The sequence below is a fragment of the Zhengella sedimenti genome, from assembly GCF_046506625.1.
Classification (GTDB): Bacteria; Pseudomonadota; Alphaproteobacteria; order Rhizobiales; family Rhizobiaceae; genus Zhengella; species Zhengella sedimenti.
The window spans coordinates 359,330-383,957 of the sequence record NZ_JBKFFP010000002.1 but is presented as its reverse complement, the minus strand read 5'-3'; the positions used below and the strand labels follow the sequence as shown (position 1 = coordinate 383,957).

At 66.3% G+C, this 24,628-nt stretch carries 15 protein-coding genes; 10 read left to right on the top strand and 5 right to left on the bottom strand.

Going from position 1 to position 24,628, the window contains the following annotated elements:
• Positions 1–11: 11 nt before the first annotated feature.
• The 6 genes from ACLB6G_RS07505 to ACLB6G_RS07480 all read left to right on the top strand — a co-directional run bounded on the left by ACLB6G_RS07505 (position 12) and on the right by ACLB6G_RS07480 (position 8,902).
• A complete protein-coding gene (locus ACLB6G_RS07505; RefSeq protein WP_410355522.1) occupies positions 12–1,250 on the top strand; it encodes a bifunctional alpha/beta hydrolase/OsmC family protein in 1,239 nt (412 codons plus the stop codon).
• A 120-nt stretch (positions 1,251–1,370) separates the two neighbouring features.
• A complete protein-coding gene (locus ACLB6G_RS07500) occupies positions 1,371–2,900 on the top strand; it encodes a DegQ family serine endoprotease (protein ID WP_410355521.1) in 1,530 nt (509 codons plus the stop codon).
• Between the two features lie 200 nt (positions 2,901–3,100).
• The gene (locus ACLB6G_RS07495) at positions 3,101–3,775 is read left to right on the top strand and encodes a response regulator transcription factor (protein WP_410355520.1); all 675 of its coding nucleotides are present in this window, start codon (positions 3,101–3,103) and stop codon (positions 3,773–3,775) included.
• Between the two features lie 4 nt (positions 3,776–3,779).
• Positions 3,780–5,189, top strand: a complete 1,410-nt coding sequence (locus ACLB6G_RS07490; RefSeq protein WP_410355519.1) for a sensor histidine kinase — start codon at positions 3,780–3,782, stop codon at positions 5,187–5,189.
• Entirely contained in the window at positions 5,186–8,161 is a 2,976-nt protein-coding gene (locus tag ACLB6G_RS07485; RefSeq protein WP_410355518.1) for a bifunctional [glutamine synthetase] adenylyltransferase/[glutamine synthetase]-adenylyl-L-tyrosine phosphorylase, read from the top strand. The genes ACLB6G_RS07490 and ACLB6G_RS07485 overlap by 4 nt, the downstream gene beginning before the upstream one ends.
• Before the next feature lie 57 nt (positions 8,162–8,218).
• Complete coding sequence (locus ACLB6G_RS07480) at positions 8,219–8,902, top strand: EF-hand domain-containing protein (RefSeq protein WP_410355517.1); 684 nt, start codon at positions 8,219–8,221, stop codon at positions 8,900–8,902.
• 98 nt (positions 8,903–9,000) lie between these two features.
• On the opposite strand, the gene ACLB6G_RS07475 is transcribed toward ACLB6G_RS07480, so the two are convergent.
• Together ACLB6G_RS07475 and pepN are read right to left on the bottom strand one after the other, a co-directional pair.
• A complete protein-coding gene (locus tag ACLB6G_RS07475) occupies positions 9,001–11,316 on the bottom strand; it encodes a PAS domain-containing sensor histidine kinase (RefSeq protein WP_410355516.1) in 2,316 nt (771 codons plus the stop codon).
• Between the two features lie 147 nt (positions 11,317–11,463).
• Entirely contained in the window at positions 11,464–14,097 is a 2,634-nt protein-coding gene (gene pepN, locus ACLB6G_RS07470; protein WP_410355515.1) for an aminopeptidase N, read from the bottom strand.
• Positions 14,098–14,261: 164 nt separating this feature from the next.
• On the opposite strand from pepN, the gene ACLB6G_RS07465 reads away from it, so the two are divergent.
• On the top strand, positions 14,262–16,574 hold the full coding sequence (locus ACLB6G_RS07465) for a xanthine dehydrogenase family protein molybdopterin-binding subunit (RefSeq protein ID WP_410355514.1): 2,313 nt from the start codon (positions 14,262–14,264) through the stop codon (positions 16,572–16,574).
• A gap of 18 nt (positions 16,575–16,592) precedes the next feature.
• Positions 16,593–17,549, top strand: coding sequence for a DMT family transporter (locus ACLB6G_RS07460; RefSeq protein WP_410355513.1), 957 nt, complete (start codon positions 16,593–16,595; stop codon positions 17,547–17,549).
• 18 nt (positions 17,550–17,567) lie between these two features.
• On the opposite strand, the gene ACLB6G_RS07455 is transcribed toward ACLB6G_RS07460, so the two are convergent.
• Positions 17,568–18,830, bottom strand: a complete 1,263-nt coding sequence (locus ACLB6G_RS07455; RefSeq protein ID WP_410355512.1) for an MFS transporter — start codon at positions 18,828–18,830, stop codon at positions 17,568–17,570.
• 271 nt (positions 18,831–19,101) lie between these two features.
• Between ACLB6G_RS07455 and ACLB6G_RS07450 the strand changes: the two genes are divergently transcribed.
• Positions 19,102–20,784 carry a hypothetical protein gene (locus ACLB6G_RS07450; protein ID WP_410355511.1) on the top strand — a complete coding sequence of 561 codons (1,683 nt, stop codon included), beginning with the start codon at positions 19,102–19,104 and terminating at the stop codon, positions 20,782–20,784.
• Positions 20,785–20,789: 5 nt separating this feature from the next.
• On the opposite strand, the gene ACLB6G_RS07445 is transcribed toward ACLB6G_RS07450, so the two are convergent.
• The gene (locus ACLB6G_RS07445) at positions 20,790–21,641 is read right to left on the bottom strand and encodes a uracil-DNA glycosylase (RefSeq protein WP_410355510.1); all 852 of its coding nucleotides are present in this window, start codon (positions 21,639–21,641) and stop codon (positions 20,790–20,792) included.
• Positions 21,642–21,877: 236 nt separating this feature from the next.
• Here ACLB6G_RS07445 and ACLB6G_RS07440 point away from each other — a divergent pair, with 236 nt between their 5' ends.
• The gene (locus ACLB6G_RS07440; RefSeq protein WP_410355509.1) at positions 21,878–23,569 is read left to right on the top strand and encodes an electron transfer flavoprotein-ubiquinone oxidoreductase; all 1,692 of its coding nucleotides are present in this window, start codon (positions 21,878–21,880) and stop codon (positions 23,567–23,569) included.
• A 52-nt stretch (positions 23,570–23,621) separates the two neighbouring features.
• On the opposite strand, the gene ACLB6G_RS07435 is transcribed toward ACLB6G_RS07440, so the two are convergent.
• On the bottom strand, positions 23,622–24,524 hold the full coding sequence (locus tag ACLB6G_RS07435) for an endonuclease/exonuclease/phosphatase family protein (RefSeq protein ID WP_410355508.1): 903 nt from the start codon (positions 24,522–24,524) through the stop codon (positions 23,622–23,624).
• Positions 24,525–24,628 lie beyond the last annotated feature (104 nt).

Genomic DNA, 24,628 nt, shown 5'->3' with positions numbered 1-24,628 from the left:
GAGCACGCGCCATGGTCGCCACGTGGAGCCGGATCGAGTTTCCCGGACATTCGGGAGCGTCCCTGGCGGCCCGTCTGGAAATGCCGGACGGCCCGGTGCGCGCCTTCGCGCTCTTTGCCCATTGCTTCACCTGTTCCAAGGACATTCTCGCGGTCCGGCGCATCGCCGCCGATCTCGCGCGCGAGGGGATCGCCGTCCTGCGGTTCGATTTCACCGGGCTTGGATCGTCCGAAGGGGAATTCGCCCATACCAGCTTCTCCTCCAATTGCGGCGACCTGATCGCTGCGGCCGGATGGCTGCGCGAGAACCATGCGGCGCCGGCCATAGTCATCGGCCACTCGCTTGGCGGCGCCGCGGTGCTGTCGGTTGCCAAGCGGATTCCGGAAGTCAAGGCGGTCGTCACCATCGGCGCGCCGGCGGACGCCGACCATGTTCTGCGTGCCTTTCACGCCTCCCTGGACGACATACGCGAGAACGGATCGGCAGAGGTCGTGCTGGCCGGCCGCCGTTTCACGATCTCCCGCGATTTCGTGGAAGATGTCGAGGCATCCAGGGTCCGCGATGCTGTCGGCGACATGCGCAAGCCGCTTCTGATCCTGCATTCGCCGCTGGACGAGATCGTCGGCATCGACAACGCCGCCGCCATCTTCCAGGCAGCGCGCCATCCCAAGAGCTTCATCTCGCTGGATCACGCGGACCATCTGCTCACCGATCCCCGCGATGCGCAGTTCGCCGCATCGGTCATTTCCGGATGGGTCTCGCGCTACCTGCCGCAGGATCGCGCCCAGGGCGATGCAGCCCGCGAACATGTCCGCGTTTCCGAGACGGGGCAGGGGTCTTTCCAGAACGCGGTCCTGGCCGGCCGCCATCGTCTCTTCGCCGACGAGCCCGAAAGCGTCGGCGGGCTCGACACCGGTCCCTCGCCCTACGATTTCCTCTCCGCGGCGCTCGGCGCCTGCACGTCCATGACGCTGCGCATGTATGCGGAACGCAAGAATCTCGACCTCGGCCGCGTGACCGTCGATGTCAGCCACGCGAAGGTCCACATGGCCGATTGCGCCGAGTGCAGCGACGAGGAAAAGGCCCGCGGCGGCCGTATCGACCGGTTCGAGCGCATCATCACGGTCGAGGGCGGCGTTCCGGAGGATCTGCATGACAAGATTGTCGAGATCGCCGGGAAATGTCCGGTCCATCGCACGCTGGAGCATGGCTCGAAGGTGGCGACACGGATCAATGGCGGCGGCTCGTGATACCGGCCCGCCCACATTACAAAAGTTTCATTCCGCGGAAAGAGCGAGGTAATGTGACGTGACCTAGATATCCTTGCGAGGGCGCTCCGACAGCGCCGAACGAGGAAAGGAAATCGTCACATGACCTCAACCAGTTCAAAGCTGCGCATCCGCTACATGGCCGCTGCCGCCGCGCTCGCGATTGCCGCGGGAACGGGCATGACGTCCCTGTCGCCCGTCGCGCACGCCGAAGCCGTTCGGGTGGAGACGGCGCAGGTCAATCCGGGCTTCGCCGACGTCGTCGAGAAGGTCTCGCCCGCTGTTGTCTCCGTGCGCGTGAAGAGCGACATCCAGCCGACCAGCAACAACGGCTTCTCCTTCAATATCCCCGGCATGCCGGGCATGGAGGACCTTCCCGACGACCACCCGCTGAAGCGCTTCTTCCGTGAATTCCGCGGCGATGGCAACGACCGCAACTTCAACAACAGGCGCAGCGACCGCAACCAGCCCCGCCGCCTGCGACCCACGTCGCAGGGCTCCGGCTTCTTCATTTCCGAGGACGGCCTGCTGGTTACCAACAATCACGTCATCCAGGGCGGTTCGGCCTATTCCGTCGTCATGGATGACGGAACGGAACTCGACGCCAAGCTGGTCGGAACCGATCCGCGTACGGATCTCGCCGTGCTCAAGGTCGAGGATGCGCGCAAGTTCACCTATGTGGCCTTCGGCGATGACAGCAAGGTACGCGTCGGCGAATGGGTCGTGGCCGTCGGCAATCCGTTCGGCCTTGGCGGGTCGGTCACCGCGGGCATTGTTTCGGCACGCGGCCGCGACATCGGCGCCGGCCCCTATGACGATTTCATCCAGATCGACGCGGCCGTGAACCGGGGCAATTCCGGCGGACCGGCCTTCAACCTGAAGGGCGAGGTGATCGGCATCAATACGGCCATCTTCTCTCCGTCGGGAGGCAATGTCGGCATCGCTTTCGCCATTCCGGCCTCCATCGCGAAGGACGTGGTCAACGACCTGATCGATGACGGCTCCATCGAGCGAGGCTGGCTCGGCGTGCAGATCCAGCCCGTCACCGGTGACATTGCCGAATCGGTCGGCCTTGCCGACGCCAAGGGCGCGATCATCGCGGAGCCCCAGCCGGGCAGCCCGGCGCTTGCCGCCGGCCTCAAGGCGGGCGACATCGTGACGGCCGTCAACGACGAGACGATCGACAGCCCGCGGGATCTTGCCCGCAAGATCGCGGCCATCGATCCCGGCACGGATGTCAACGTCGCGATCTGGCGCAACGGTGAGGCCAGGAACGTCACCGTCAAGCTCGGCGTCATGCCGAAGCCCGACGAGATGGCCGGCAACGAGAACGGCCAGCGGGCGATCCCGGCGGAACCGGGCACGATGGACGAGTTCGGCCTGACCATGACGCCGGCCGACGATGGCAAGGGTGTCGTGGTGACCGACGTCGAGCCCGGCTCCGACGCCGAGGATCGCGGCATCCAGGCCGGTGACGTCATCGTGTCGGTCAACTCCAACCCGGTCAGCAGCGTGGCGGATGTGGAGAAATCCGTCGAGGAAGCCGGCAAGGCCGGCCGCAAGGCCGTCCTTCTGCAGGTCGAACGCAACGGCCAGAACCGCTTCGTCGCGCTTCCGGTCCTGCGTGGCTGACAACGAAGGCCTTGCCGCAACCGTTGGCCGGCGGATATCCGCCGGCCGGCAGGGCGCGGCGGGACGCAGCCCGGTTCGTCATGTCTGACAGGCTGCGCGGCAGCGGGTTTCCCATCGCCCGCTGCCGCATTCATTTCGGGGAGTGTGCCGTGGCAAATATGCAGTCCCAAATCGGCCGGGAATCCGTTAAGACCGTCGCCATGAAGATACTGGTTATCGAGGACGACCGGGAAGCGGCCGACTACCTGGCCAAGGCTTTCGAGGAAAGCGGGCATGTCGCGCATGTCGCGGGCGACGGCGAGACCGGATTCGCGCTCGCGGAAACCGGCGGCTACGACATACTCGTCGTCGACCGCATGCTGCCGCGCCGCGACGGCCTGTCGGTGATAGCGGGGCTGCGCGCGCGCGGCGTCGAGACACCGGTTCTCATCCTGTCCGCGCTCGGCGAGGTGGATGACCGCGTGACGGGCCTGCGCGCCGGTGGCGACGACTACCTCACCAAGCCCTACGCCTTTTCCGAACTGCTGGCGCGCGTGGAAGTGCTCAACCGTCGGTCCGGCGCCCGCGACAGCGAGACGGTCTACAGGGTTGGCGACCTTGAGCTCGACCGTCTGGCCCATTCGGTCCGCCGTGCCGGACAGGACATCACGCTGCAGCCGCGCGAATTTCGCCTGCTGGAATATCTCATGCGCCACGCCGGGCAGGTGGTCACCCGCACCATGCTGCTGGAAAATGTCTGGGACTACCACTTCGATCCGCAGACGAACGTCATCGACGTCCATGTCTCCCGCCTGCGGTCGAAGATCGAGAAGGGGTTCGATACGCCCATCCTGCACACCGTGCGCGGTGCGGGCTACATGCTGAAGGCTGGATGAGGCCATGCGCCTGCCGGCGATCCTGAACACGACCGCGGCGCGCCTGTCGGCGCTGTTTCTTCTCCTGTTCATGGTCTGCGCCATCGCGCTCGTCACCTACATGACCGCGTTGTCGGTGCGGATGCTCACCGGCCAGACACGCGAGGCCATCGACCAGGAAATCGCCCAGCTCAACCAAGTCTACCAGATCGCCGGACTGCCGGGCCTCGTGCGCGCGGTCGATCGCCGTGCCCGCCAGCCCGGAGCCAACCTCTTCCTCATCGCCGATCCCGCCGGCCGCATCCTGGCCGGCAATGTCGAAAGCCTGGCCCCCGGCATCCTCGACGAGACCGGCTGGACCGAGCGGCCGTTTTCCTATGTCCGGTACGGCGATCCGGGCGCCGTGCGCGAAGGCGGCGGCCCGCATCAGGCCATTGCCCGCGTCTTCGAATTGCCCAACGGGCTGATCGCCCTCGTCGGCAAGGACCTTGGCGAACCCGAACGCCTACGTGTCGTCGTCCGCAAGGCCCTCATCCTGGCGCTCGGCATGATGGCGCTCGGCGGTTTCCTGATCTGGTTCTTTGTCGGACGCCGGGCGCTCAAGCGCATCGACGCGGTATCGGCGGCCAGCCGGCGCATCATGGGGGGAGACCTGGCCGGCCGCCTTCCGGTCAGCGGGTCGGGCGACGAGTTCGACCGGCTGTCGGTGAACCTCAATGCCATGCTGGCGAGGATCGGCGAACTCAATGACGGCCTGAAGCAGGTGGCCGACAACATCGCCCACGATCTCAAGACCCCGCTCACCCGGCTGCGCAACCGCGCCGAGGCCGCGCTGGCCTCGGGAACGAACGAGGCGGAACTGCGCGCCGGCCTGGAACAGGCCATCGCCGAATCCGACCAGTTGATCCGCACCTTCAATGCCATCCTGATGATCTCGCGGCTCGAGGCGGGCAATGGCGCGAGCGAGCGCGGGCCGGTCGACCTGGCCGGCGTGGCCCGCGACGTGTGCGATCTCTACGAGCCGCTGGCCGAGGAGGCGGGCGTCACATTGGCCTGCGGCACGCTGGACGATGCCACGGCGACCGGAAACCGCGAACTGATCGGCCAGATGGTATCCAATGTCGTCGACAACGCGATCAAGTATGCCGGCGGCGAGGGCAAGGCCGCCCGCGTCACCGTGTCGGTGGAAAACGGCCCGCAAGGCCCTGTCCTGACCGTCAGCGACAACGGGCCGGGCATTCCGCCGGACGATCGCGAACGCGCCACGGAACGCTTCGTGCGGCTTGAGGAAAGCCGCAGCCTGCCGGGGTCCGGGCTGGGGCTTGCGCTTGCCAAGGCGGTGATGAAGTTCCACGGTGGGCGTCTTGAACTCGGCGATGCGGAGCCGGGGCTTGCCGTGTCGATGATCTTTTCCAGGGGGGAGCAAACCAGATGAGTGCCGGTGTCGGACATGCCTTCAAACCGTGGTTTGGTGATGGCCAGGCCGAACTGACCCCGCTCGACCCGGACCAAGCCAAGGCCGAACTCGCCGACATCGCCGGTCGTGCCCGCGCGGCAGACCTGGGCTCCCTGGCCGATACCCTTTCCGGCACCGCCGATCCCAATGCTGCCTTCATCGCTGCGGCATGCGATCTCTCCCCCTTCCTTCGCGATACCATCCGCCGCGACCCGGCCATGCTGCAGCGTCTCGCCGAAGAGGGGATCGAGGCACGCCTCGACGCGATCCTGGCTGCCATCCGGACGGCGGGAAGTGCCGAAGGCCAGAGCGAGACCGGCCTGATGCGCGACTTGCGCCTGCTGAAGGCCGAGGCCCACGCGCTGATCGCGCTGGACGACCTGGCCCATGGCGGCAATGCCCGCGTCACGGTCGCCCGCCTGTCGGCGCTGGCCGACGCGGCCATCGGTTCCGCGATCCGCTTCCTCCTGCTGGAGGCCGCCGGACGCGGCAAGCTCGACCTGCCTGACGCCGCCGATCCGGAAACGGGCTCCGGCTGGGTCATCCTCGGCATGGGCAAGCTTGGCGCCTGCGAACTGAACTTCTCCTCCGATATCGACCTCGTCGTCTTCTTCGATCCGCAGGCCCCAGCGGTGGGCGATCCGTGGGACGCCGCCGACACCTTCGTGCGCATGACGCGCCGGCTGGTGCGCATCCTGCAGGACCGCACCGAGCACGGCTACGTCTTCCGCACCGACCTGCGGCTGCGCCCGGACCCGGGCTCCACGGCGCTGGCCATCCCGGTCGAGGCGGCGCTGATCTATTACGAGGGCAGGGGGCAGAACTGGGAGCGCGCCGCCATGATCAAGGCCCGCCCCGTTGCCGGCGACATCCGAGCCGCCGAAGCCTTCCTGAAGGAATTGCAGCCCTATGTGTGGCGCAAGTACATGGATTACGCGGCCATTGCCGACGTCCATTCCATCAAGCGCCAGATCCACGCCCATCGCGGCCATGATGCCATCGCCGTGCACGGCCACAACGTCAAGCTCGGCCGCGGCGGTATCCGCGAGATCGAGTTCTTCGTCCAGACCCAGCAGCTTATCGCCGGCGGGCGGTTCCCCGAACTGCGCGGCCGCCAGACCATCGCCATGCTGCACATGCTGGCCGAACGCAAGTGGATCGAACCCGAAACGGCGGCGGAGATGGAGGAACAGTACTGGTTCCTGCGCGCCGTCGAGCATGCCATCCAGATCGTCGCCGACGAGCAGACCCACATCCTGCCGGAGGATGACGAGGGCATCCGCCGCATCGCGCTGATGCTGGGCTTTGCCGGTGGCGAGGCCTTCGCCGACCGTTTCCGCGCTGCGCTGAAGACCGTCGAACGGCATTACGCGGCCCTGTTCGAGACCGCGCCGCAATTGTCGGGCGACATGGGCAACCTCGTCTTTACCGGCGAGGACGACGACCCCGGCACCCTGGAGACGTTGTCGCAACTGGGTTTCGAACGGCCGAGCGACATGGCCCGCGTCATCCGCACCTGGCATTTCGGCCGCTACCGTGCCACCCAGTCGGCCGAGGCGCGCGAGCGCCTGACGGAACTGACGCCCGCGCTGCTCAAGACCTTCGGTGCCACCCGCCGGGCCGACGAGGCACTGCTGCGATTCGACGAGTTCCTGGCCGGGCTCCCCTCCGGCATCCAGCTTTTCTCGCTCTTGCAGACGAATCCGGCGCTGCTCGACCTGCTCGCCACCATCATGGGCGCCGCGCCGCGCTTGGCCGCCATCATCACCCGCCGACCCCATGTCTTCGACGGCCTGCTCGACCCGGCGCTGATTTCGGACCTGCCGACCCGCGCCTACCTGGCTGACCGGCTGGACACCTTCCTGGCCGGTGCGACCCTGCACGAGGAGGTCCTCGACCGTCTTCGCATCTTCGCCGCCGAGCAGAAATTCCTCATCGGCGTGCGCCTGCTCACCGGCGCCATCGACGCAAGGCGTGCCGGCAAGGCCTTTTCCGATCTCGCCGACCTGACGATCAGCGCGGCGCTGGACGCGGTGCAGGAGGAGTTTGCCCTGCGCCACGGCCGTGTGCCCGGTGCCCGTGTCGCCATTCTCGGCATGGGCAAACTCGGCAGCCGCGAACTGACGGCCGGGTCCGATGTCGATCTCATCCTGCTTTATGACCACGACCCCGATGCCATGGAGAGCGATGGCGCGAAGCCGCTGGCCCCGTCGCAATACCATATCCGGCTGACCCAGCGCCTGATCGCCGCCGTTTCCGCGCCGACAGCCGAAGGCGTTCTCTACGAGCTTGACCTGCGCCTTCGCCCCTCGGGCAACAAGGGGCCGGTGGCGACCCATGTGGAGAGCTTCTCCAAGTACCAGCGCACGGAAGCATGGGTCTGGGAGCACATGGCGCTCACACGCGGACGCATGATCGCCGGCGACCCGGACCTTTGCCGCGAGATGACCGCCGTTATCGCGGATCTTCTGGACGAGGCCGGAGCCGATGGCGCGAAGATCGCCAAGGAAGCGCGCAAGATGCGCAAGCTGATCGAGGAGGAAAAACCGCCGCGCGATGCCTGGGACCTGAAACTCGTGCCCGGCGGCCTGATCGATCTGGAATTCATCGCCCAGGTGGCGCGCCTGACAGGCAATCTGGACCTGCCGGAAGACGGGCCTGTTCCCACCGCGACCGTGGACGTACTGTCCATCCTGGCGCCGGACTTCGCCGATCCGGCGGTCCGCGACGACCTGGTCGAGGCGGCCAATCTTTACATGGGGTTGACCCAGATCCTGCGCCTCTGCCTGACCGGACCCTTCGAGCGTGACGATGCGCCGCCCGGACTGGTCGACCTGCTGCTGCGCAGCACCGACCTGCCCGATTTCTCGGTGCTTGAGGCGCATGTCAAGGAAATGTCGGATCGTGTGCGTAGGCATTTCCAATCACTTCTTGGCGTGAATGGCGGCTGAGGGCCGGCCAATGCCGTTCGCGCTTTCCAACGGGGCGCAGATGAGGAGAAAACGACCATGAAGAAAACGACGACGATCGCACTTGCCTTCGCCGCGCTTGCCGGCCTGACCGGCACCGCTGCCCAGGCAGACGACGGCCGCTACGGACGCGGTCATGGATATGGGCATGGCGGCTGGCATGATGGCGGCCGCCACATGGGAATGGACCGCCGTGGCGATGGTCCGGGCTGGCACATGCGCGGCGACGGCCCGCGCGGGGGCATGCGCGGCGATGGTCCGGGCGGGCGCATGTTCGCACGCGCCGATACGGACAATTCCGGCGATATCTCGCTGGAGGAATTCTCCGCCGCCATGGGCGGGCGCATACTCGGTGCCGATGCCGACGGCAATGGCGAACTCAGCGTTGGCGAGGTGACCGACGCCATCATCCGCATGCGTGCCGAGCGCCGTGCAAGGCGCATGATCGAACGTCTCGACATGGATGGCGACGGCAAGCTGACCACCGCTGAAATCGAGAACCGCCAGAAGAAGATCTTCGCGCTGATGGACCGCAATGACGACGGCAAGGTGGACCGCGACGAGATTGCGCGCTCCAGCCGGCATCACGGCGGCTGGCATCGCGGCGCTGGCTGGGGGCATCATCGCGGCTGGGGCATGATGGGCAATCCCGGCGCAGGCATGAACGATGACGGCGGCAGCTTTGCCGATGACGGCATGATGGACGAAGACGGCAGCGAGTGACCGCATCCGTCTGCCAAGCAATGAAAATGGGCCCCGGTGGAATCATTCCGCCGGGGCTTCTCAGGTGACAGGGCAGGCGATCGGTTTGCGCTGCGCGGTCAGGCCGCCATCTTCTCGGCCTGTGCGTGCGGGATTCGCACCGAGACGATGGTGCCGCGGCCTTCCCGCGAGCGGATCTTCAGCGCGCCGCCGTGAAGTTCCGCCAGCGAGCGCGATATGGCGAGACCCAGGCCCGAGCCGTTGTGGTTCTTGGAAAACTGGTTCTGCACCTGCTCGAACGGGCGGCCGAGCTTGCGCAGTGCGGCGCTGGGAATGCCGCAGCCATTGTCCTCGATGGTCAGCGTGACCGCGCCCGACATGTTGCGCGCACGGACCATGACGCGCCCGCCTTCGCCGGTGAACTTGACCGCGTTGGACAACAGGTTGAGCGTGATCTGCTTCATCGCCCGCCGGTCGGCAAACAGCGTGAGGCTGTCGGAAATCCGCGTTTCCATCGTGATGTTCTTGGCCTTGGCCTGCAGGGCCACCATGGAGACGGTTTCCTTGATCATCGGACACAGGTCGAAGCTCTCGTGGTCCAGCGTGAAGCGGCCGGCCTCGATCTTCGACATGTCGAGGATGTCGTTGATCACGTTGAGCAGGTAATTGCCGCTCTGGTGGATGTCGCGGGCATACTCCTCGTAGCGGTCCGAGCCCAGCGGCCCGAAAAGCCCTGATTGCATGACCTCCGAAAAGCCGATGACGGCATTGAGCGGCGTGCGCAGTTCGTGGCTCATGTTTGCCAGGAATTCGGACTTGGCAAGGTTGGCGGCTTCCGCCCGGTCCTTTTCGGCCTGGTACTTGCGGTTCAGTTCCTCCAGCTCGCGCGTGCGCTCCTCGTCGGTCTTGCGCATCAGCGAGAGGTCGTGGATGGTCGCCATCAGCCGCCGTTCGCTCTCCTGCAGGCGTTCCTGGTGGATCTTGAGCGCGGTGATGTCGGTGCCGATGGACACCGCGCCGCCGTCGCGCGTGCCGAACTCGTTGACCTGGAGCCACCGCCCGTCGGCAAGCTGGCGCTCCCATGTCGCCCCGCCATGGCCGCTGGCCATGCGCTTCTGGACCGCGAAAGGCGCCATCTGCGCCTCCACGTCGTCGCGATGGGTGCCGGGCTGAACATCGGAGGCTGTCAGGCCCATCTGTTCCAGATACTTGGAATTGCACAGCACGAGGCGGTCGTTCGCATCCCACAGCACGAAGGATTCCGGCACGTTCTCGATGGCCGTGCGCAGCCGCATGTCGGCCTCTTCCGAAGCCCGCGCCAGCCGGTGCTGCTCGGTGACGTCCACCGCGATGCCGATCAGGTGGGCTTCCGGCGCTTCCGGGTCCACGACCTTGGCGCGCGCGCGCATCCAAACCCAGTGGCCGTCGGCATGGCGCATCCGGAACACCTGGTCGATCTGGTCGATCTCGCGCCCGGCGATTCGGGTGGCGATCTCGAACAGGTCGCCGTCGTCGGCATGGATGATGCGCGAAACCTCGCCGAAGGAGAGCATGCCCTCGCTGGGTGCGTAGCCCAGCATGTCGTACATGGACCGCGACCAGTACATGCAGCCGCGCGACATGTCCCAGTCCCACAATCCGCAGCGCCCGCGCATCAAGGCCATGTCGACATGATCATGGGCCTTGGCGTAAATGGCGTCGGCGGCGCGCGCGCGGGCCGCCTGGCCGAAATAGGCATAGAGAATGACGATGAGCACGATGGCCGTGGTCACGAACAGCGTCACGTTGAGCGAAACCGTCTGCTTCCAGTCCGAAAAGACAAGCGCTTCGGGAACGATGGCCAGCGCACCATGGCTGCGGCCCGGTGCAAACGACATGGCAGCCAGTTGACGGCGGCCACCCATGTCGACCGTCATCACCCCGGCCTTCTCGCCGAACAGGACCAGCGGCTGCCCGCCGGAAAGAACCGAATCGAGGCTTCGGCCGACCAGCGGCTGGTTGGTGCCCACGGCGGCGATGACAGTCAGCGAATTGTCGGTGACGATGAGCGCCGAGCGGTTGTCCAGTGCGCCGAGCGCGTTGACGTCCTCGATGGCCGCAAGGACCTGCGATACCGGCGCCTGGTCCTCCAGTTGGGCGAGTTGGCTCGCCAGCTTTCCGGCACTCATCTGCAGCATCACCCGGGCGGTCTGTGCGGTTTCCTCGCGCTGGTCGAGCACGTCGATGAGGCGCACGCCGGCGACCATCACGAGAAAGATCACGATGAGGACGGGAACGGAACGCCGCAACACCGGCTCTGAGGCAATCAGGCGGCGATAGGCCGGCTTGGCGAGCATCTGCGCGGCACCGGTCAGCGTGGCCGCCCGCCCGCGCCTGGCCCCGCCGCGATAAAAGGTCTCCCGTCCGGTCGCGCCGAACGCGTCCGCCTTGGCCATGTCTGGCCTCCCCGTCTCTTTTTTGGCCGCTCATCGATTCGGTACGCCGCACAACCGAATCGCCAATAAGGAATCACTGGTGATTCGGCTTGTCCAGTACCCGGCGCTTAAAAAAGTCTGAACGGGTTGAAACCACGGGCCGGAGGCTTACGCGAGCGTGCGGTCCAGGATGTCCTTGAGGTCGGTCGAAAGACCGGGTTCGCCCGCCATCCGGACCAGCGCCTCGCGCGCCTTTTCCCGCCGCTGCGGCTCCAGCGAACGCCATGACCTGAGCGCCGTGGCGAGCCGTGCGGCGACCTGCGGGTTCATCTGGCCGATGGCCAGCACCGTGTCGGCGAAGAAGGCATAGCCCGCTCCGTCGCGACGGTGGAAGCCGGTCTGGTTGGCGGTGACGAAGGTGCCGAAAAGGGCCCGCACGCGGTTGGGATTGGACAGCGAGAAGCGCCGGTGGTCCATCAGCCCGCGAACCCGGTCCAGGGCCCCGTCGCCCGGCATCATCGCCTGGATGGAGAACCACTTGTCGAGCACGAGGTGATCGTCGCCAAACCGCGTCTCGAAGGCATCGAGCGCCGAAATCGCCGCGTCCGTTCCACCCGCCCTCTGGGTCAGCACCGTCAATGCGCCGGCCATGTCGGTCATGTTGGTGGCGGTGTCGAAATGCGCCTTGGCGAGCGCGGTGTCGTCGGCATCCGTCAGGAAGCCGAGCAGCGTCAGGCGCAACGCGCGCCGTCCGGCCTGCGCCGCGTCGGGAGAGAACGGACCCTCGTTCTCCAAGCCGTCGTAGAGGTGGCGGAACAGGTCGCCATTGCCGAGCGCGATCGCATCGCTGAGCACGCGCCGCGCGGCGTGGATGGCGTCCGGGTCCACGTCCTGGCCGAGTTCGCGGGCGATGTCGGCCTCGCCGGGCAGGGTGAGCGCCAGCGACCGGTAGGCCGGCTCCAGCGTATCGTTGCCGGCGACCGCGCCGGCAAGCTTCACCAGCCGCGCGTCCGCCCTCATCGCCTTTCCGCCGCGCGCCAGGCGCGTCAGCCGGATCAGCTCGTCGCTGAACAGCCGGTCCAGCGCCTGCCAGCGGGAAAATTCGTCGCTGTCATGGCTGGCGAGGAAGATGCGATCCTCCTCGTTCTGTTCCAGGGCCATGGTGACCGGCGCCGAGAAACCGCGCAGCAGGGACGGGACCGGACGCTCCGTGATGCCGGAAAGGCGGATCGTGTGCTTGCGCTTCTTCAGGTGAATGACACCGTCGCGCACCTCCGCGCCGTCGATGGCGGTGGGCGTCATGTCGCCGCCGTCCGGCCCGACAAGCCCGAAGGCCAGCGGAATGTGCATCGGCTTCTTGCGGTTCTCGCCCGGCGTCGCCGGGACGGATTGCTCGATGTCGAGCACGAATTCCCCGGCCCGGGCGTCATGGCTGGCCTTGATGGAGAGATGCGGCGTGCCCGCCTGATGGTACCACAGCGCGAACTGCTTCAGGTCGCGTCCCGACGCCTCCTCGAAACAGGCGAGGAAATCCTCGATGGTCGCGGCGTCGCCGTCATGGCGCTCGAAATAGAGGTCCATGCCGGCCCGGAACGCTTCGGCTCCCAAGATGGTGCGGATCATGCGCACCACTTCCGAGCCCTTCTCGTAGACGGTCGCGGTGTAGAAGTTGTTGATCTCCCGGTAGGCGCGCGGGCGCACCGGATGGGCAAGCGGTCCGGCATCCTCCGGGAACTGGTGCGATTTCAGAAGCCGCACCTCGGCAATGCGCTTGACGCCGCGCGAGCGCATGTCGGCGGAGAATTCATGGTCGCGATAGACCGTCAGTCCTTCCTTGAGGCAGAGCTGGAACCAGTCGCGGCAAGTGATTCTGTTGCCTGTCCAATTGTGGAAATACTCGTGCGCGATGATCGCCTCGATATTGGCGAAGTCCGCGTCCGTCGCCGTTTCGGCGTCGGCAAGCACGTACTTGTCGTTGAAGATGTTGAGGCCCTTGTTCTCCATGGCGCCCATGTTGAAGTCGGACACGGCGACGATGTTGAACACGTCGAGATCGTATTCGCGGCCGAACGCCTCCTCGTCCCAGCGCATGGAGCGCTTCAGCGCGTCCATGGCATAGGCGGCGCGCGCGCCCTTGCCGTGCTCGACATAGATGCCGAGATCGACGATGCGGCCGCTCATCGTTGTGAACGTGTCGCTGACGCGTTCCAGGTCGCCAGCCACAAGCGCGAAGAGATAGGACGGCTTGGGGAAGGGATCGTGCCATTCGGCAAAGTGCCAGCCGCCGCCCAGATCGCCCGCCGCACCGGGATTTCCATTGGAAAGCAGAACCGGGTGGCCCGCCGCCGGCGCCTCGATTCGCACCGAATAGACCGAGAGCACGTCCGGCCGGTCGAGGAAATAGGTGATGCGCCGGAAGCCCTCCGCCTCGCACTGCGTGCAATAGGTGCCTGACGAGCGGTAGAGGCCGGACAGCGCCTTGTTGGCGTCCGGGTCCAGCCGCGTGACGATTTCCAGTTCGAACCGGGCAGGGGGATTGGCAAGGGTCAGGCTGTCGGGCTGCGCCGTGTACCCGTCGTTCAGCAACCGGCCGTCCAGCTTCAGCGAGACGAGATCCAGCCCGTCGCCGTCAAGCACCAGCGGCGCGCCTTCGGCCGCGCCGTCGCGCCGTTCCACGCTCAGCACGGTGCGGCAGGTCACGTTGCCGTCCTCCAGGCGGAAGGTCATCCGGGTCTGCGGGATGAGGTAATCCGTCGGCCTGTAATCGGATAGCTTGAAGACCTGTCCTGTGTCGGTGCGCATTGCAGCCCTTTCGTTGGCGTCCTGCCGGTGTTATCGCTTGTGCCCCGTGGCATGGACCGGCGTGTCGGCCGGCCGAGCCTGTTTAGCCAATCGGGAGCAATCGAAAAAGCCTTTTGCTGACCCAGATAGGGTGCTGGCTGAGAGAGCAAGGGAGAGGGATGGCCATGGGCATGGCAAACGTGAAATTCGGTTTCGGGGCGTCGGCGCGCCGCGTCGAGGATCAGGCCTTCCTGACCGGCAAGGGCCGCTATACCGACGATATCACGCCGGAAGGCTGCCTGCACGGCCATGTGCTGCGCTCGCCGGTTGCCGCCGGCGCCTTCACGATTTCCGGGGAATCGCTGGAAGCGGCGCGTGCCGCGCCCGGCGTCCACCTTGTCCTGACCGGCGAGGATACGGCGGAACTCGGCGACCTCACGTCGCCCATGTTTACCGTCCTGCCGCAATTGAAGGAGGAGACGCCGCGCAATATCCCCGTCCTGTGCCGCGATACGGTGCGCCATGTCGGCGATGCCGTGGCCTTCATCGTGGCCGACAGCCGCGCGCTTGCCATGGATGCCGCCGATCTGATCGAGGTGGACTACGATCCCGTCGAGGCGGTGACGCAGACCGCAAGGGCGCTGGACAAGGATGCGCCGCTTGTCTGGGCCGATGCGAAGAGCAACCATGCCTTCACCTATCATCGCGGCTCGAAGGAGGATGCCGACGCTGCCTTTGCCAAGGCCACCCACGTCACCAGGGTCGCCTTCGTCAACAATCGTCTCGTCTGCAATTACATGGAGCCGCGCGCGGCCATCGGCGACTGGCGCGACGACGGCATCACGCTGACCACCGGCTCGCAGGGCGTGTTCGGCATGCGCCGCCTGCTCTGCCAGAACGTGTTCCGCATCGACCCGGAGCGCATGCGTGTCATCACGCCGGACGTCGGCGGCGGGTTCGGGCCGAAGACATTCGTCTACCGGGAATATCCGCTCGTGCTGGAAGCCTCGCGCAGGCTGGGACGGCCGGTGAAATGGACCGGCGACCGCTCCGAGCACTTCCTGCAGGACGCCCAGGGCCGCGACAACGTCGTGGAAGCCGAGATGGCCATGGATGCCGAAGGCCGCTTCCTTGCCTTGCGCATCAACCTGACGGCGGCCATGGGCGCCTATGCCAACCAGTTCGGCCCCTTCATTCCCTGGGTGGGCACGTCCATGACGACCGGCGTCTACGACATCCCGGTGATCGACGTGACGGTCGAGTGCGTTTACACCAACACCGTGCCGGTGGACGCCTATCGCGGCGCCGGCCGGCCGGAAGCCGCGCTCCTGATCGAAAAGCTGGCCGACCAGTGCGCGCGTGAAATGAACATGACGCCGGACGCCCTGCGGGCGGTCAATTTCATCCGCCCGGACCAGTTCCCCTACACCACCGCGACGGGCCGCATGTACGATGTGGGTGAGTTCGAGGCCCACATGCGCGCCGCCATGGAAAAGGCGGACTGGGACGGCTTCGAGGCGCGGGCGAGTGAAGCCCGCGCGCGCAGCATGATCCGCGGCATCGGCATGGCCACCTATATCGAGGCCTGCGCCTTTGCCGGTTCGGAACCGGCGCACCTGAAGCTGGAGGAGACCGGCGACGTCACGCTGTTCATCGGCACGCAATCAAACGGCCAGGGCCATGCCACGGCTTACGCGCAGTTCGTCGCCGACAAGCTGAACCTGCCGCTGGAGCGAATCCATGTGCGCCAGGGCGACACGAACGAACTGGCCAATGGCGGCGGCACCGGCGGCTCGCGCTCCATTCCGCTTGGCGGTGTCTCCGCCTCGCGCGCCGGAGAGGACCTGGCGGGCAAGCTGCGCAGGATCGCCGCGTCGGAACTGGAAGCCGATGCCGCCGATATCGAACTCGACGACGGCGTCGCGCGCATTGTCGGCACCGACCGCTCCATGTCGTTCGCGGCCATCGCGAAGGCGGCGAAGGATCCGCAAGACCTGAAAGGTTTCGGCGAGTTCAAGCAGGACGAGGCGACCTATCCGAACGGAACGCATGTCTGCGAGGTGGAGATCGATCCTCAGACCGGCGCGACGGAGATCGTGCGCTACACCATCGTCGACGATTTCGGCGCCACCGTGAACCCCATGCTGCTGGCAGGCCAGGTGCATGGCGGCGCGGTGCAGGGCATCGGGCAGGCGCTGATGGAAAACACGGTCTATGACGACAGCGGCCAGCTCATCACCGCAACCTTCATGGACTATGCCATGCCGCGTGCCTCGGACATGCCGGATTTCGATTTCCAGACCCGCAACGTGCCTTCCACCACCAATGCCATGGGCATCAAGGGCGCTGGCGAGGCCGGCACCATCGGCGCCACGCCTGCGGCGCTGAATGCCGTGACGGACGCGCTGTGGCGCGCCTGCGGCGTCTCCCATGTCGAAATGCCGGCCACGCCGGAGCGCATCTGGCGCGCCATCGACCAGGCGGGCGGCGTGAAGTGACGGGCGGGTAGGGAAACCATGGCCGCGCCCGCAGCCAGCGAAGTCGCGGACGCGGGACGTCCGCTCGTCGGCATCGGATTGAAGATGGCCTCGGTCACGGCCTTCGTGACCATGTCGGCCCTTATCAAGGCTGCCGGGCAACTGCCGCCCGGCCAGATCGTCTTCTTCCGTTCCGCCTTCGCCATCGTACCGATTTTCATCTGGCTGGCGCTGCGCGGCCAGATGCGCGGCGTGCTGCGCACAACCCGGCTGAAATCCCACATCCTGCGCGGACTGTTCGGCGTCACCTCCATGGGGCTGGGCTTCTTCGGCCTGACGCGCCTGCCGCTGCCCGACGCGGTGACGCTGAACTATGCCGGCCCGCTGGTCGTCGTCATCTTCTCCGCGCTGTTCGTCGGCGAGACCGTGCGCATGTTCCGCTGGACGGCGGTCGTTGTCGGCCTTGTCGGCGTGATCATCATTTCATGGCCGAAGCTCACGCTGCTCACCGCACCCGGCGGCATGGCCAATGACGAGGCGCTGGGCGTCATCGCCATCCTGTGCGGCGCGGTGATGACCGCGGCCGCGATGATCCAGGTGCGGGGCCTGGTCAAGACCGAGCGCACACCCACCATCGTGCTGTATTTCTCGCTGACGGCCAGTGCCGTGGGGCTGGCGACATGGCTGTTCGGCTGGGCCGACCTGACCCGCTTCCAGGTGATCGTGCTGGTCCTCGCCGGTTTTTTCGGCGGCATCGGCCAGATCCTGATGACGCAGAGCTATCGCCACGCGGAAATGTCGACCATCGCGCCCTTCGAATACACCTCGATGATCCTCGCCGTGGTGATCGGCTATCTGGCCTTCGGCGACGTGCCGACCGTCTGGACGCTGGCCGGCGGCGCCATCGTCATTGGCTCCGGCCTGTTCATCATCTGGCGCGAACACCGCCTCGGCCTCGAACGCCGCGCCGCGCGCCGCTTCCAGCCACCCCAGTAGGGGTCTGCTGCCCGCCTCTCACGCGTTGAGACGTTCCTCTTCCGGGACGTCCTCGATGCGCGGGTCGAGTTGCAGGCTTTCGGGCGTTTGCGGCACAACGGGCGTGACGGGCTGGAAGTCCGTCCGGTCTTCCGCCGCGACCGCCTCGCGCCGCATGGAGCGCCAGAACGCATAGCCGCCATAGACGGCGAAGGCGGCGCCGAGGCTCATGAAGACGCCGGACTTGCCGACCGCGTCGATGACCGGTCCGCCGGCCAGCGGACCGGCCGTGGTGCCGAGCCCGTAGAAGATGAGGATGCCGCCGGAAATCTTCACGAAATCCTCGGGCTGGGCGATGTCGTTGGCATGGGCGCTGGCCAGCGCATAGATGGGGAATAGAACCATGCCGAGTGCAAAGGTGAAGCAGAAGATGACCCAGGGCGTGGTCGGGGCGAGCAGCGCCGCCGGAAGGCAGAGGGCTGCCCCGAAGACGCCCGCGCCCGCCATCACGTAGCGGCGGTCCATCCGGTCCGACAGGCGCCCGATGGGAAACTGCGCGATGATCCCGCCCAGCATGGCGAAGGCGAGCATGGTGGCGATGGTGAAGTCGGAGAGATCGGCCATCTTGCCGTAGACCGGCACGAAGAAGGACCAGATGGAAAACACCATGCCGGCCATGAAGGCCCCCACCATGGCCGCGGGCGAGGCCCTGAAGAGGCCCTTCAGGTCGATGGTCACCTGCGTGATCGGCCGGGGCGATTGCGCACTGGTCAGCGTCACCGGCAGCACGGCGGCGGCAAACAGAAGGGCGCAGATCACGAAAAGCGTCTGCTGCGCCGGATCGCCGGCCGGTACGAGATACTGGCCGGAGGCGACCGCCGCCATGGAAACGATCATGTAGGCCGACATGACCGCGCCGCGCGTCTCGTTCGTGACGCGCTCGTTCAGCCAGCTTTCCAGCACCATGTAGCTGCCGGCGACGGACGCCCCGGCGATCAGGCGGAAGCCGGCCCAGGCGAGCGGGTCGACGACGAGGGCATGGAACAGCAGCGAGGCCACCAGAAGCGTCTGCATGGCGGCGAAGACACGGATATGGCCGACCCGCAGCACCAGGCGCGGAACCACGACGCAACCCGCCGTGAAGGCCGCCGCATAGGCCGCGCCGATCATGCCCAGCGTCATTGTCGACCAGTTTTCCACCGTTGCCCGCAGCGGGATGAGGATGCCGGCAAGGCCGACGCCTGCCACCATGAAGAAGGCGCTGAGCATCAGGGCGGCAATCGGGCGAATCTGTGCGAACATGACAATCCGGTGCGGTTCGAGTACTGGAAAGACGGGTGTTTTACGGCGCGTGCCCGGCGATGGGTCCCACGATTTGCATGGTCCCGGTGACGCGATTGCGACGCCTGCTTTCATATTCCCGCTGCAGGCAGGAAAAACGCGATGCGCCCCTGCCGTCAAGGGTTGTCCGGGAAACACTTGGTTTACCAGTTTTGATTGTATCGGAACTCACTTAACTTCAAATCATGTCCCCGTGTTCCATCATCCGGCCCGTCAAGCGGGGACGATGCGGATGAGAACCTATTGGAAGATCCTGCTGGCCCTCGTCGTGCTGGCGCTGGTCATGTCCGTTCAGGGCATGGGGCTGATTGTCGTGCTGTTCACCTTCGGGCTGGGCTTTCCCCTTGTCTACGCTGCGACCGGCGCCCTGGCGCTCCTGTGCCTCTACCCTTTCATGCGCGACCGCAACACGCATCCGGCCCGCGGAGCGATGCTGTCGGCCCTGCTGGCGGCGGCGGTCTTTGCCGGGCCGGCGCTTCTCGGCGAGCATCAGGCAGGCGAACTTGCCTTGCAGGCTGCCCGTCACGACATCGCTGCTGCCGGTTCGGCGGGTCCGGTTCATTCACTGGAAATCCGCCGTTCCCCGTCTGATCACGGCAGGCTCTTCGACGGCACCGATGCCTGTGGCAACGAGTGCCGCGCCCTCCTGCGGTCGGGACGTGTCGATTGGGTGCGTGTCGTCATGCTCGACATGCGTGGTAAGCCCCAGGATGCGCGGCCGGTTCGCCTGCGCCTCGGACGGGGGCAGGCATGTGCGGTATCCGGTATGCCGGGCAAGGCCGCCGAGACCTGCATCCTGCAGGCTGCCGATGACGGTGGGCCCGCGGATCTGGTGCTTGCGTTCGAAAGCGGTGGACGGAAACTCGTCGAGGGACTGGATGACAGCCGCTTTGCGTCGGCACGCCGGGTGTGGCGTGCGACGGCGAGCAGGCCCGGCGGACAAACGCCCGTCATGCGCCGCACGGCGGTCGATATCATGCGTCCCGTGCTGCCCGCCGTGCTCGGCCCGGAATTCAACGGCATGAATTCCGAGGGTATCCGCCTGATGCGCAAGACGGTGCGGCATGGCGAGGTTAGCCTTTCCGCCGCGCTGGAAGAACTCGGGCTGGGTGTCGATGCGGCCGCCATCGATGCCGAGCGCACCGCCGCCATCCGGCCTCCGGCCGGTCTCGCAACCGCCGGCCAGACCCGTGCGATGCTTGCCGTGCTCGATCTTCCGCAGAAGGAACCCTTCAGCCGTGACCAGGCCAGACCGGTCGCCGACTGGATCATGCAGGTGCGCCAGACGGGGGACTGGACGCCGGAGCAGACAGCCCTGTTCCGCCGTGTGCTGCTGGATGGGCGCATCCAGTCGCCGACATTCGCCGACCAGGTTTTCGTCCGCAATGCCACCCTTGCCCGGCAGTTGATGCCGGACCTGCTGGCTGTGCTGGAAGCGGAAGACGGAAAGGCCGTCTACACGCAGGCGCGCAGCATTGCCTATCGCCTGCCTGGTCTCGATCCGGCCCTCCTTGCGCCCCATGCCGCCCGGCTTGCGGTACTGGCGCGCCGCAACGACCGCACGGGCCATGCCGTGATGCTGTCAGCCGGCCGGCTTGGCATCGATCCGCGCCCGCTCCTGTTGCCGCTTGCCGGTGACCCGGAGACGGCCATTGTCCGGTTGCGTGCCGCATGCCTTGCCCAGGACCGTTGGGCCGGCGTGCTCGTACCGCCCTTGCGCGATGCCCTTGAGACCGTCGAGGGGAAGCCGGGGTTGAAGCGCGATATCGTCGACCGTGCCGCCCGCGCCCTGGCCCGCTTCGGCGAGGCTGATTATTTGCGCGCCACGCTGCCTCGCCATGGCTGGGACGACCGCAGGATCGGGAAACTCCTTCGCCGCGCCGGCAGCGGCCGGCCGGATGCTCCCGCCTGCTGATCCGCTCAACCGGTTCCGCTCTCCCGCAGGCGCATCTTCAGCGCCAGGAAATCCTTCCAGGCAAAGGCCTTGTGGGCCGGATTGCGCAGCAGGTAGGCCGGATGAAGCGTTGGCAGCACGGGCACCTCGACGCCGGACGGCGTGCGGTGGAGAAGCCATGTGCCACGCATGCGCATGATGCTGTCGTTGCGTCCGGTCAGCGCCGCCATGGAAGGCCGGCCCAGCGCCAGGATGACATGCGGCGCCGCAAGTTCGATGTGACGTTCCAGGAAGGGGCGGCAGATTTCCGTCTCGTGCGGCGTCGGCGTGCGGTTGCCGGGCGGCCGCCAGGGAATGACATTGGTGATGTAGGCGCTGGTCCGGTCGCGCCCGATGGCCGCGAGCATCCGGTCCAGCAATTGCCCGGACCGGCCCACGAAGGGCAGGCCCTGCAGGTCCTCGTCGCGCCCTGGCGCCTCGCCGATGACCATGAGACCGGAGGCCGGATCGCCATCCCCGAAGACGAAGCTCTTGGCGGTGAATTTCAGGTTGCATCCGTCGAAGCCGGAGAAAAGCGTCTTCAACTCGTCCAGGCTTGCCGCCGATCGCGCCATGTCGCGCGCCCGCGCGACCTGCGCCTCGTCAGGCACGGCGGCGGTCGAGGCGGGAACCGCGGGCGGCGGCGGCGCAGCGGCGGCAGGGCGGGTTGCTGGCGAACGTCCCGGCCGTCCCCCAGGCGGCTCCTGTTCCGCCCTTGCAGCCTGCTGCGCCTGCTTGAGAACCGCTGCCTCGGCAAACCGGTCCGCCGGGGTGTCGTCCAACACCCAGTCCACACCCGCATCGCGGTAGAAATGCAAGAGACCGGCCAGATCGTTCATGCAAGGAGCAGTGCCACGCCGGACAGCCCGGCGCAAGCATGCATCCGGCCTCGTGGACAACAGGCGGACCACGTGAGATATTGACGTGAACGTAAAAGTAAATATTAATACCGGATGTCACATGCCCGAATTCCACATGGTCCTTGTCCGTGCGGTTTTCTCGGGCTTTTCCTTGCGTTAAGGGCAGGGGATGATAAGGCAGTGGCCGGAGCGAGACGAAGCCGGCGGAGGAACCGATGAGCGAAATTGAACGCGAAAGCATGGAATTCGATGTCGTGATCGTGGGGGCAGGCCCGGCCGGTTTGTCGGCGGCGATCCGTCTCAAGCAGGTCAATCCCGACATTTCCGTCGTCGTCCTGGAAAAGGGCGGCGAGGTGGGTGCCCACATCCTGTCCGGCGCGGTCGTCGATCCCATCGCCATCAACCGGCTCCTCCCCGACTGGAAGGACGATCCGGATCACCCGTTCAGGACAGCGGTCACTGACGACCATTTCCTCTGGCTCGGACCTGCCGGTTCGCTGCGCCTGCCGAATTTCGCCATGCCGCCCCTGATGAACAATCATGGCAACTACATCGTCTCGCTCGGCAATGTCTGCCGCTGGCTGGCCGCCAAGGCGGAAGAACTGGGCGTCGAGATCTATCCCGGTTTCGCTGCCGCAGAAGTGCTGTATGACGACAATGGCGCGGTCATCGGCGTCGCCACCGGCGACATGGGCATCGGCCGCGACGGCGAACCCGGTCCCAACTATGCGCCCGGAATGGCTTTGCTCGGCAAGTACACGCTGATCGGCGAGGGCGTGCGCGGGTCGCTGGCAAAGCAACTCATCGCGAAGTTCGACCTGGCGAAAGACAGCGAACCCGGCAAGTTCGGCATCGGGTTGAAGGAACTCTGGGAAGTCAAGCCCGAGAACCACCGGCCCGGCCTCGTGCAGCACTCCTTCGGCTGGCCGCTGGACGGACGCACGGGCGGCGGCTCGTTCCTCTATCACCTGGAGGACAATCTCGTCGCGGTCGGCTTCGTCCTGCACCTCAACTACCAGAATCCCTATCTTTCTCCCTTCGAGGAATTCCAGCGCTTCAAGACGCATCCGGCCATCGCGCCGGTCTTCGAGGGCGGCAAGCGTCTTTCCTATGGCGCCCGCGCCATCACCGAGGGCGGCTGGCAATCGGTGCCGAAGCTCACTTTCCCCGGCGGCGCGCTGATCGGCTGCTCGGCCGGTTTCGTCAACGTTCCGCGCATCAAGGGCTCCCACAATGCCATGCTGTCGGGCATGCTTGCGGCCGAGAAGATTGTCGATGCGCTTGGCGAGGGCCGCGCGCAGGACGAACTGGTGGCCTACGAGGACGAGTGGCGCGCCTCCGACATCGGCAAGGACCTGAAGAAGGTGCGCAACGTCAAGCCGCTCTGGTCGCGCTTCGGCACCATGCTCGGCGTCGGTCTCGGCGGCCTGGACATGTGGACCAACCAGCTTTTCGGATTTTCCGTCTTCGGCACGCTCAAGCACGGCAAGACCGATGCGGCGGCAACCGGCAAGGCGAAGGATTTCAAGCCGATTGCCTATCCCAAGCCCGATGGCGTGCTGACATTCGACCGCCTCTCATCTGTCTTCCTGTCCAACACCAACCACGAGGAAGACCAGCCCGTTCATTTGCAGGTGAAGGATCAGGGCCTGCAATATTCATCCGAACTGAAGGAATTCGCCGGCCCGTCGACGCGCTATTGCCCTGCCGGCGTCTATGAATGGGTGGATGCGGAAGGCAATGCCATTCCTGCCGGCGAAATGACATCGGCCGGAAAGGAGGCGCGCTTCGTCATCAACGCGCAGAACTGCGTCCACTGCAAGACATGCGACATCAAGGATCCCAACCAGAACATCAACTGGGTGCCGCCCCAGGGCGGGGAAGGTCCGGTCTATCCCAACATGTGATCCCGCCGATCGGGACACACAGAAGGCAAGGCCCGGCTCGCGCCGGGCCTTTTCATTCCGGCAGGACGAGATCGGCGATGACCGGCAGGTGGTCGCTGCCCACGGACGGCCCCGCGCGAAAGGCCTGGATGCGTATCCCGCCGGAAACAAGCACGTGGTCGATGGGCAGGCCGGTCAACGGCCGCAGGACATCCGGCGCCGTGAGCGGCAGCCAGGTCGGCCGGTAGCCCGGCGCCACGCGCGTATGCGTCAGCCTGGCGACACGGTCGACCGAATGGCTCCACGGCGCCGCGTTGAAATCCCCGCCCAGCACCAGCGGGTGGGGCAGGGCGGCGAGCAGCGGCGAGAGCCGGTCGATATGGCCCGACTGGTTGATCGGCCAGGGCCATTTCAGGTGCAGGCTGGCAAAGGTGACGGGCGTGCCGCGAACGAGCAGGCGCACGGCGGCCAGACGCGAATCGGCGCTGCACAGCGTCGGCTCGCCTACGATGGCCGGCCAGCGGCTGAACACGAGAAGCCCGCCCTCCCATTCAGGGAACAGGCACGAAACCCTGACCGGGTAGTCGCCGGAAAGCAGTTCCGCAATCTGTCCCGGCCCGTCCCTGGCTTCCTCGACGAGGATCACGTCAGGCTTCGCGTCGCGCAGGAAGGCCGCGGCGCGGCCGATCTCGCCATTGTCCGAGCGCGCATTGAACTGGATGACGCGAAGCGGGTCCGACGCTGCCGCCGTGCCCGTTGTCGCGATACCTGGCAGGAAGGGCGCCGACGAAAGCGTCGCGGCGAGCACCACGCACATGCCGCCGGCAGCAAGGCGCCGCAAGCCGCTTGCAAAGGCCCATAGGCTCGCGAGCGCCAGCAGTGTGGCCAGATGCAGCCGGAAATGGGCAATCGAATCGAGCGCGGGATGAAGCGGGGCCGCCAGCGAGGCCAGGACGGCCAGGCAGAGCAACAGCATGAGGGCGCGCGGGAGGGGACGTGACGGGCTTGACGAGGCAGACATGGGCGCAACGGTTTTTCGGACGCCCGCATTCCTGCCATCGAAACCGGAACGAATGATGA

Bases quoted from the DNA above. Each gene is read 5' to 3' on its own strand.
- ACLB6G_RS07485 (WP_410355518.1), top strand. From the start codon at position 5,186: ATGAGTGCCGGTGTCGGACATGCCTTCAAACCGTGGTTTGGTGATGGC.
- ACLB6G_RS07505 (WP_410355522.1), top strand. From the start codon at position 12: ATGGTCGCCACGTGGAGCCGGATCGAGTTTCCCGGACATTCGGGAGCG.
- ACLB6G_RS07500 (WP_410355521.1), top strand. From the start codon at position 1,371: ATGACCTCAACCAGTTCAAAGCTGCGCATCCGCTACATGGCCGCTGCC.
- ACLB6G_RS07495 (WP_410355520.1), top strand. From the start codon at position 3,101: ATGAAGATACTGGTTATCGAGGACGACCGGGAAGCGGCCGACTACCTG.
- ACLB6G_RS07450 (WP_410355511.1), top strand. From the start codon at position 19,102: ATGAGAACCTATTGGAAGATCCTGCTGGCCCTCGTCGTGCTGGCGCTG.
- ACLB6G_RS07490 (WP_410355519.1), top strand. From the start codon at position 3,780: ATGCGCCTGCCGGCGATCCTGAACACGACCGCGGCGCGCCTGTCGGCG.
- ACLB6G_RS07475 (WP_410355516.1), bottom strand. From the start codon at position 11,316: ATGGCCAAGGCGGACGCGTTCGGCGCGACCGGACGGGAGACCTTTTAT.
- ACLB6G_RS07465 (WP_410355514.1), top strand. From the start codon at position 14,262: ATGGGCATGGCAAACGTGAAATTCGGTTTCGGGGCGTCGGCGCGCCGC.
- ACLB6G_RS07445 (WP_410355510.1), bottom strand. From the start codon at position 21,641: ATGAACGATCTGGCCGGTCTCTTGCATTTCTACCGCGATGCGGGTGTG.
- ACLB6G_RS07455 (WP_410355512.1), bottom strand. From the start codon at position 18,830: ATGTTCGCACAGATTCGCCCGATTGCCGCCCTGATGCTCAGCGCCTTC.
- pepN (WP_410355515.1), bottom strand. From the start codon at position 14,097: ATGCGCACCGACACAGGACAGGTCTTCAAGCTATCCGATTACAGGCCG.
- ACLB6G_RS07440 (WP_410355509.1), top strand. From the start codon at position 21,878: ATGAGCGAAATTGAACGCGAAAGCATGGAATTCGATGTCGTGATCGTG.
- ACLB6G_RS07435 (WP_410355508.1), bottom strand. From the start codon at position 24,524: ATGCTGTTGCTCTGCCTGGCCGTCCTGGCCTCGCTGGCGGCCCCGCTT.
- ACLB6G_RS07460 (WP_410355513.1), top strand. From the start codon at position 16,593: ATGGCCGCGCCCGCAGCCAGCGAAGTCGCGGACGCGGGACGTCCGCTC.
- ACLB6G_RS07480 (WP_410355517.1), top strand. From the start codon at position 8,219: ATGAAGAAAACGACGACGATCGCACTTGCCTTCGCCGCGCTTGCCGGC.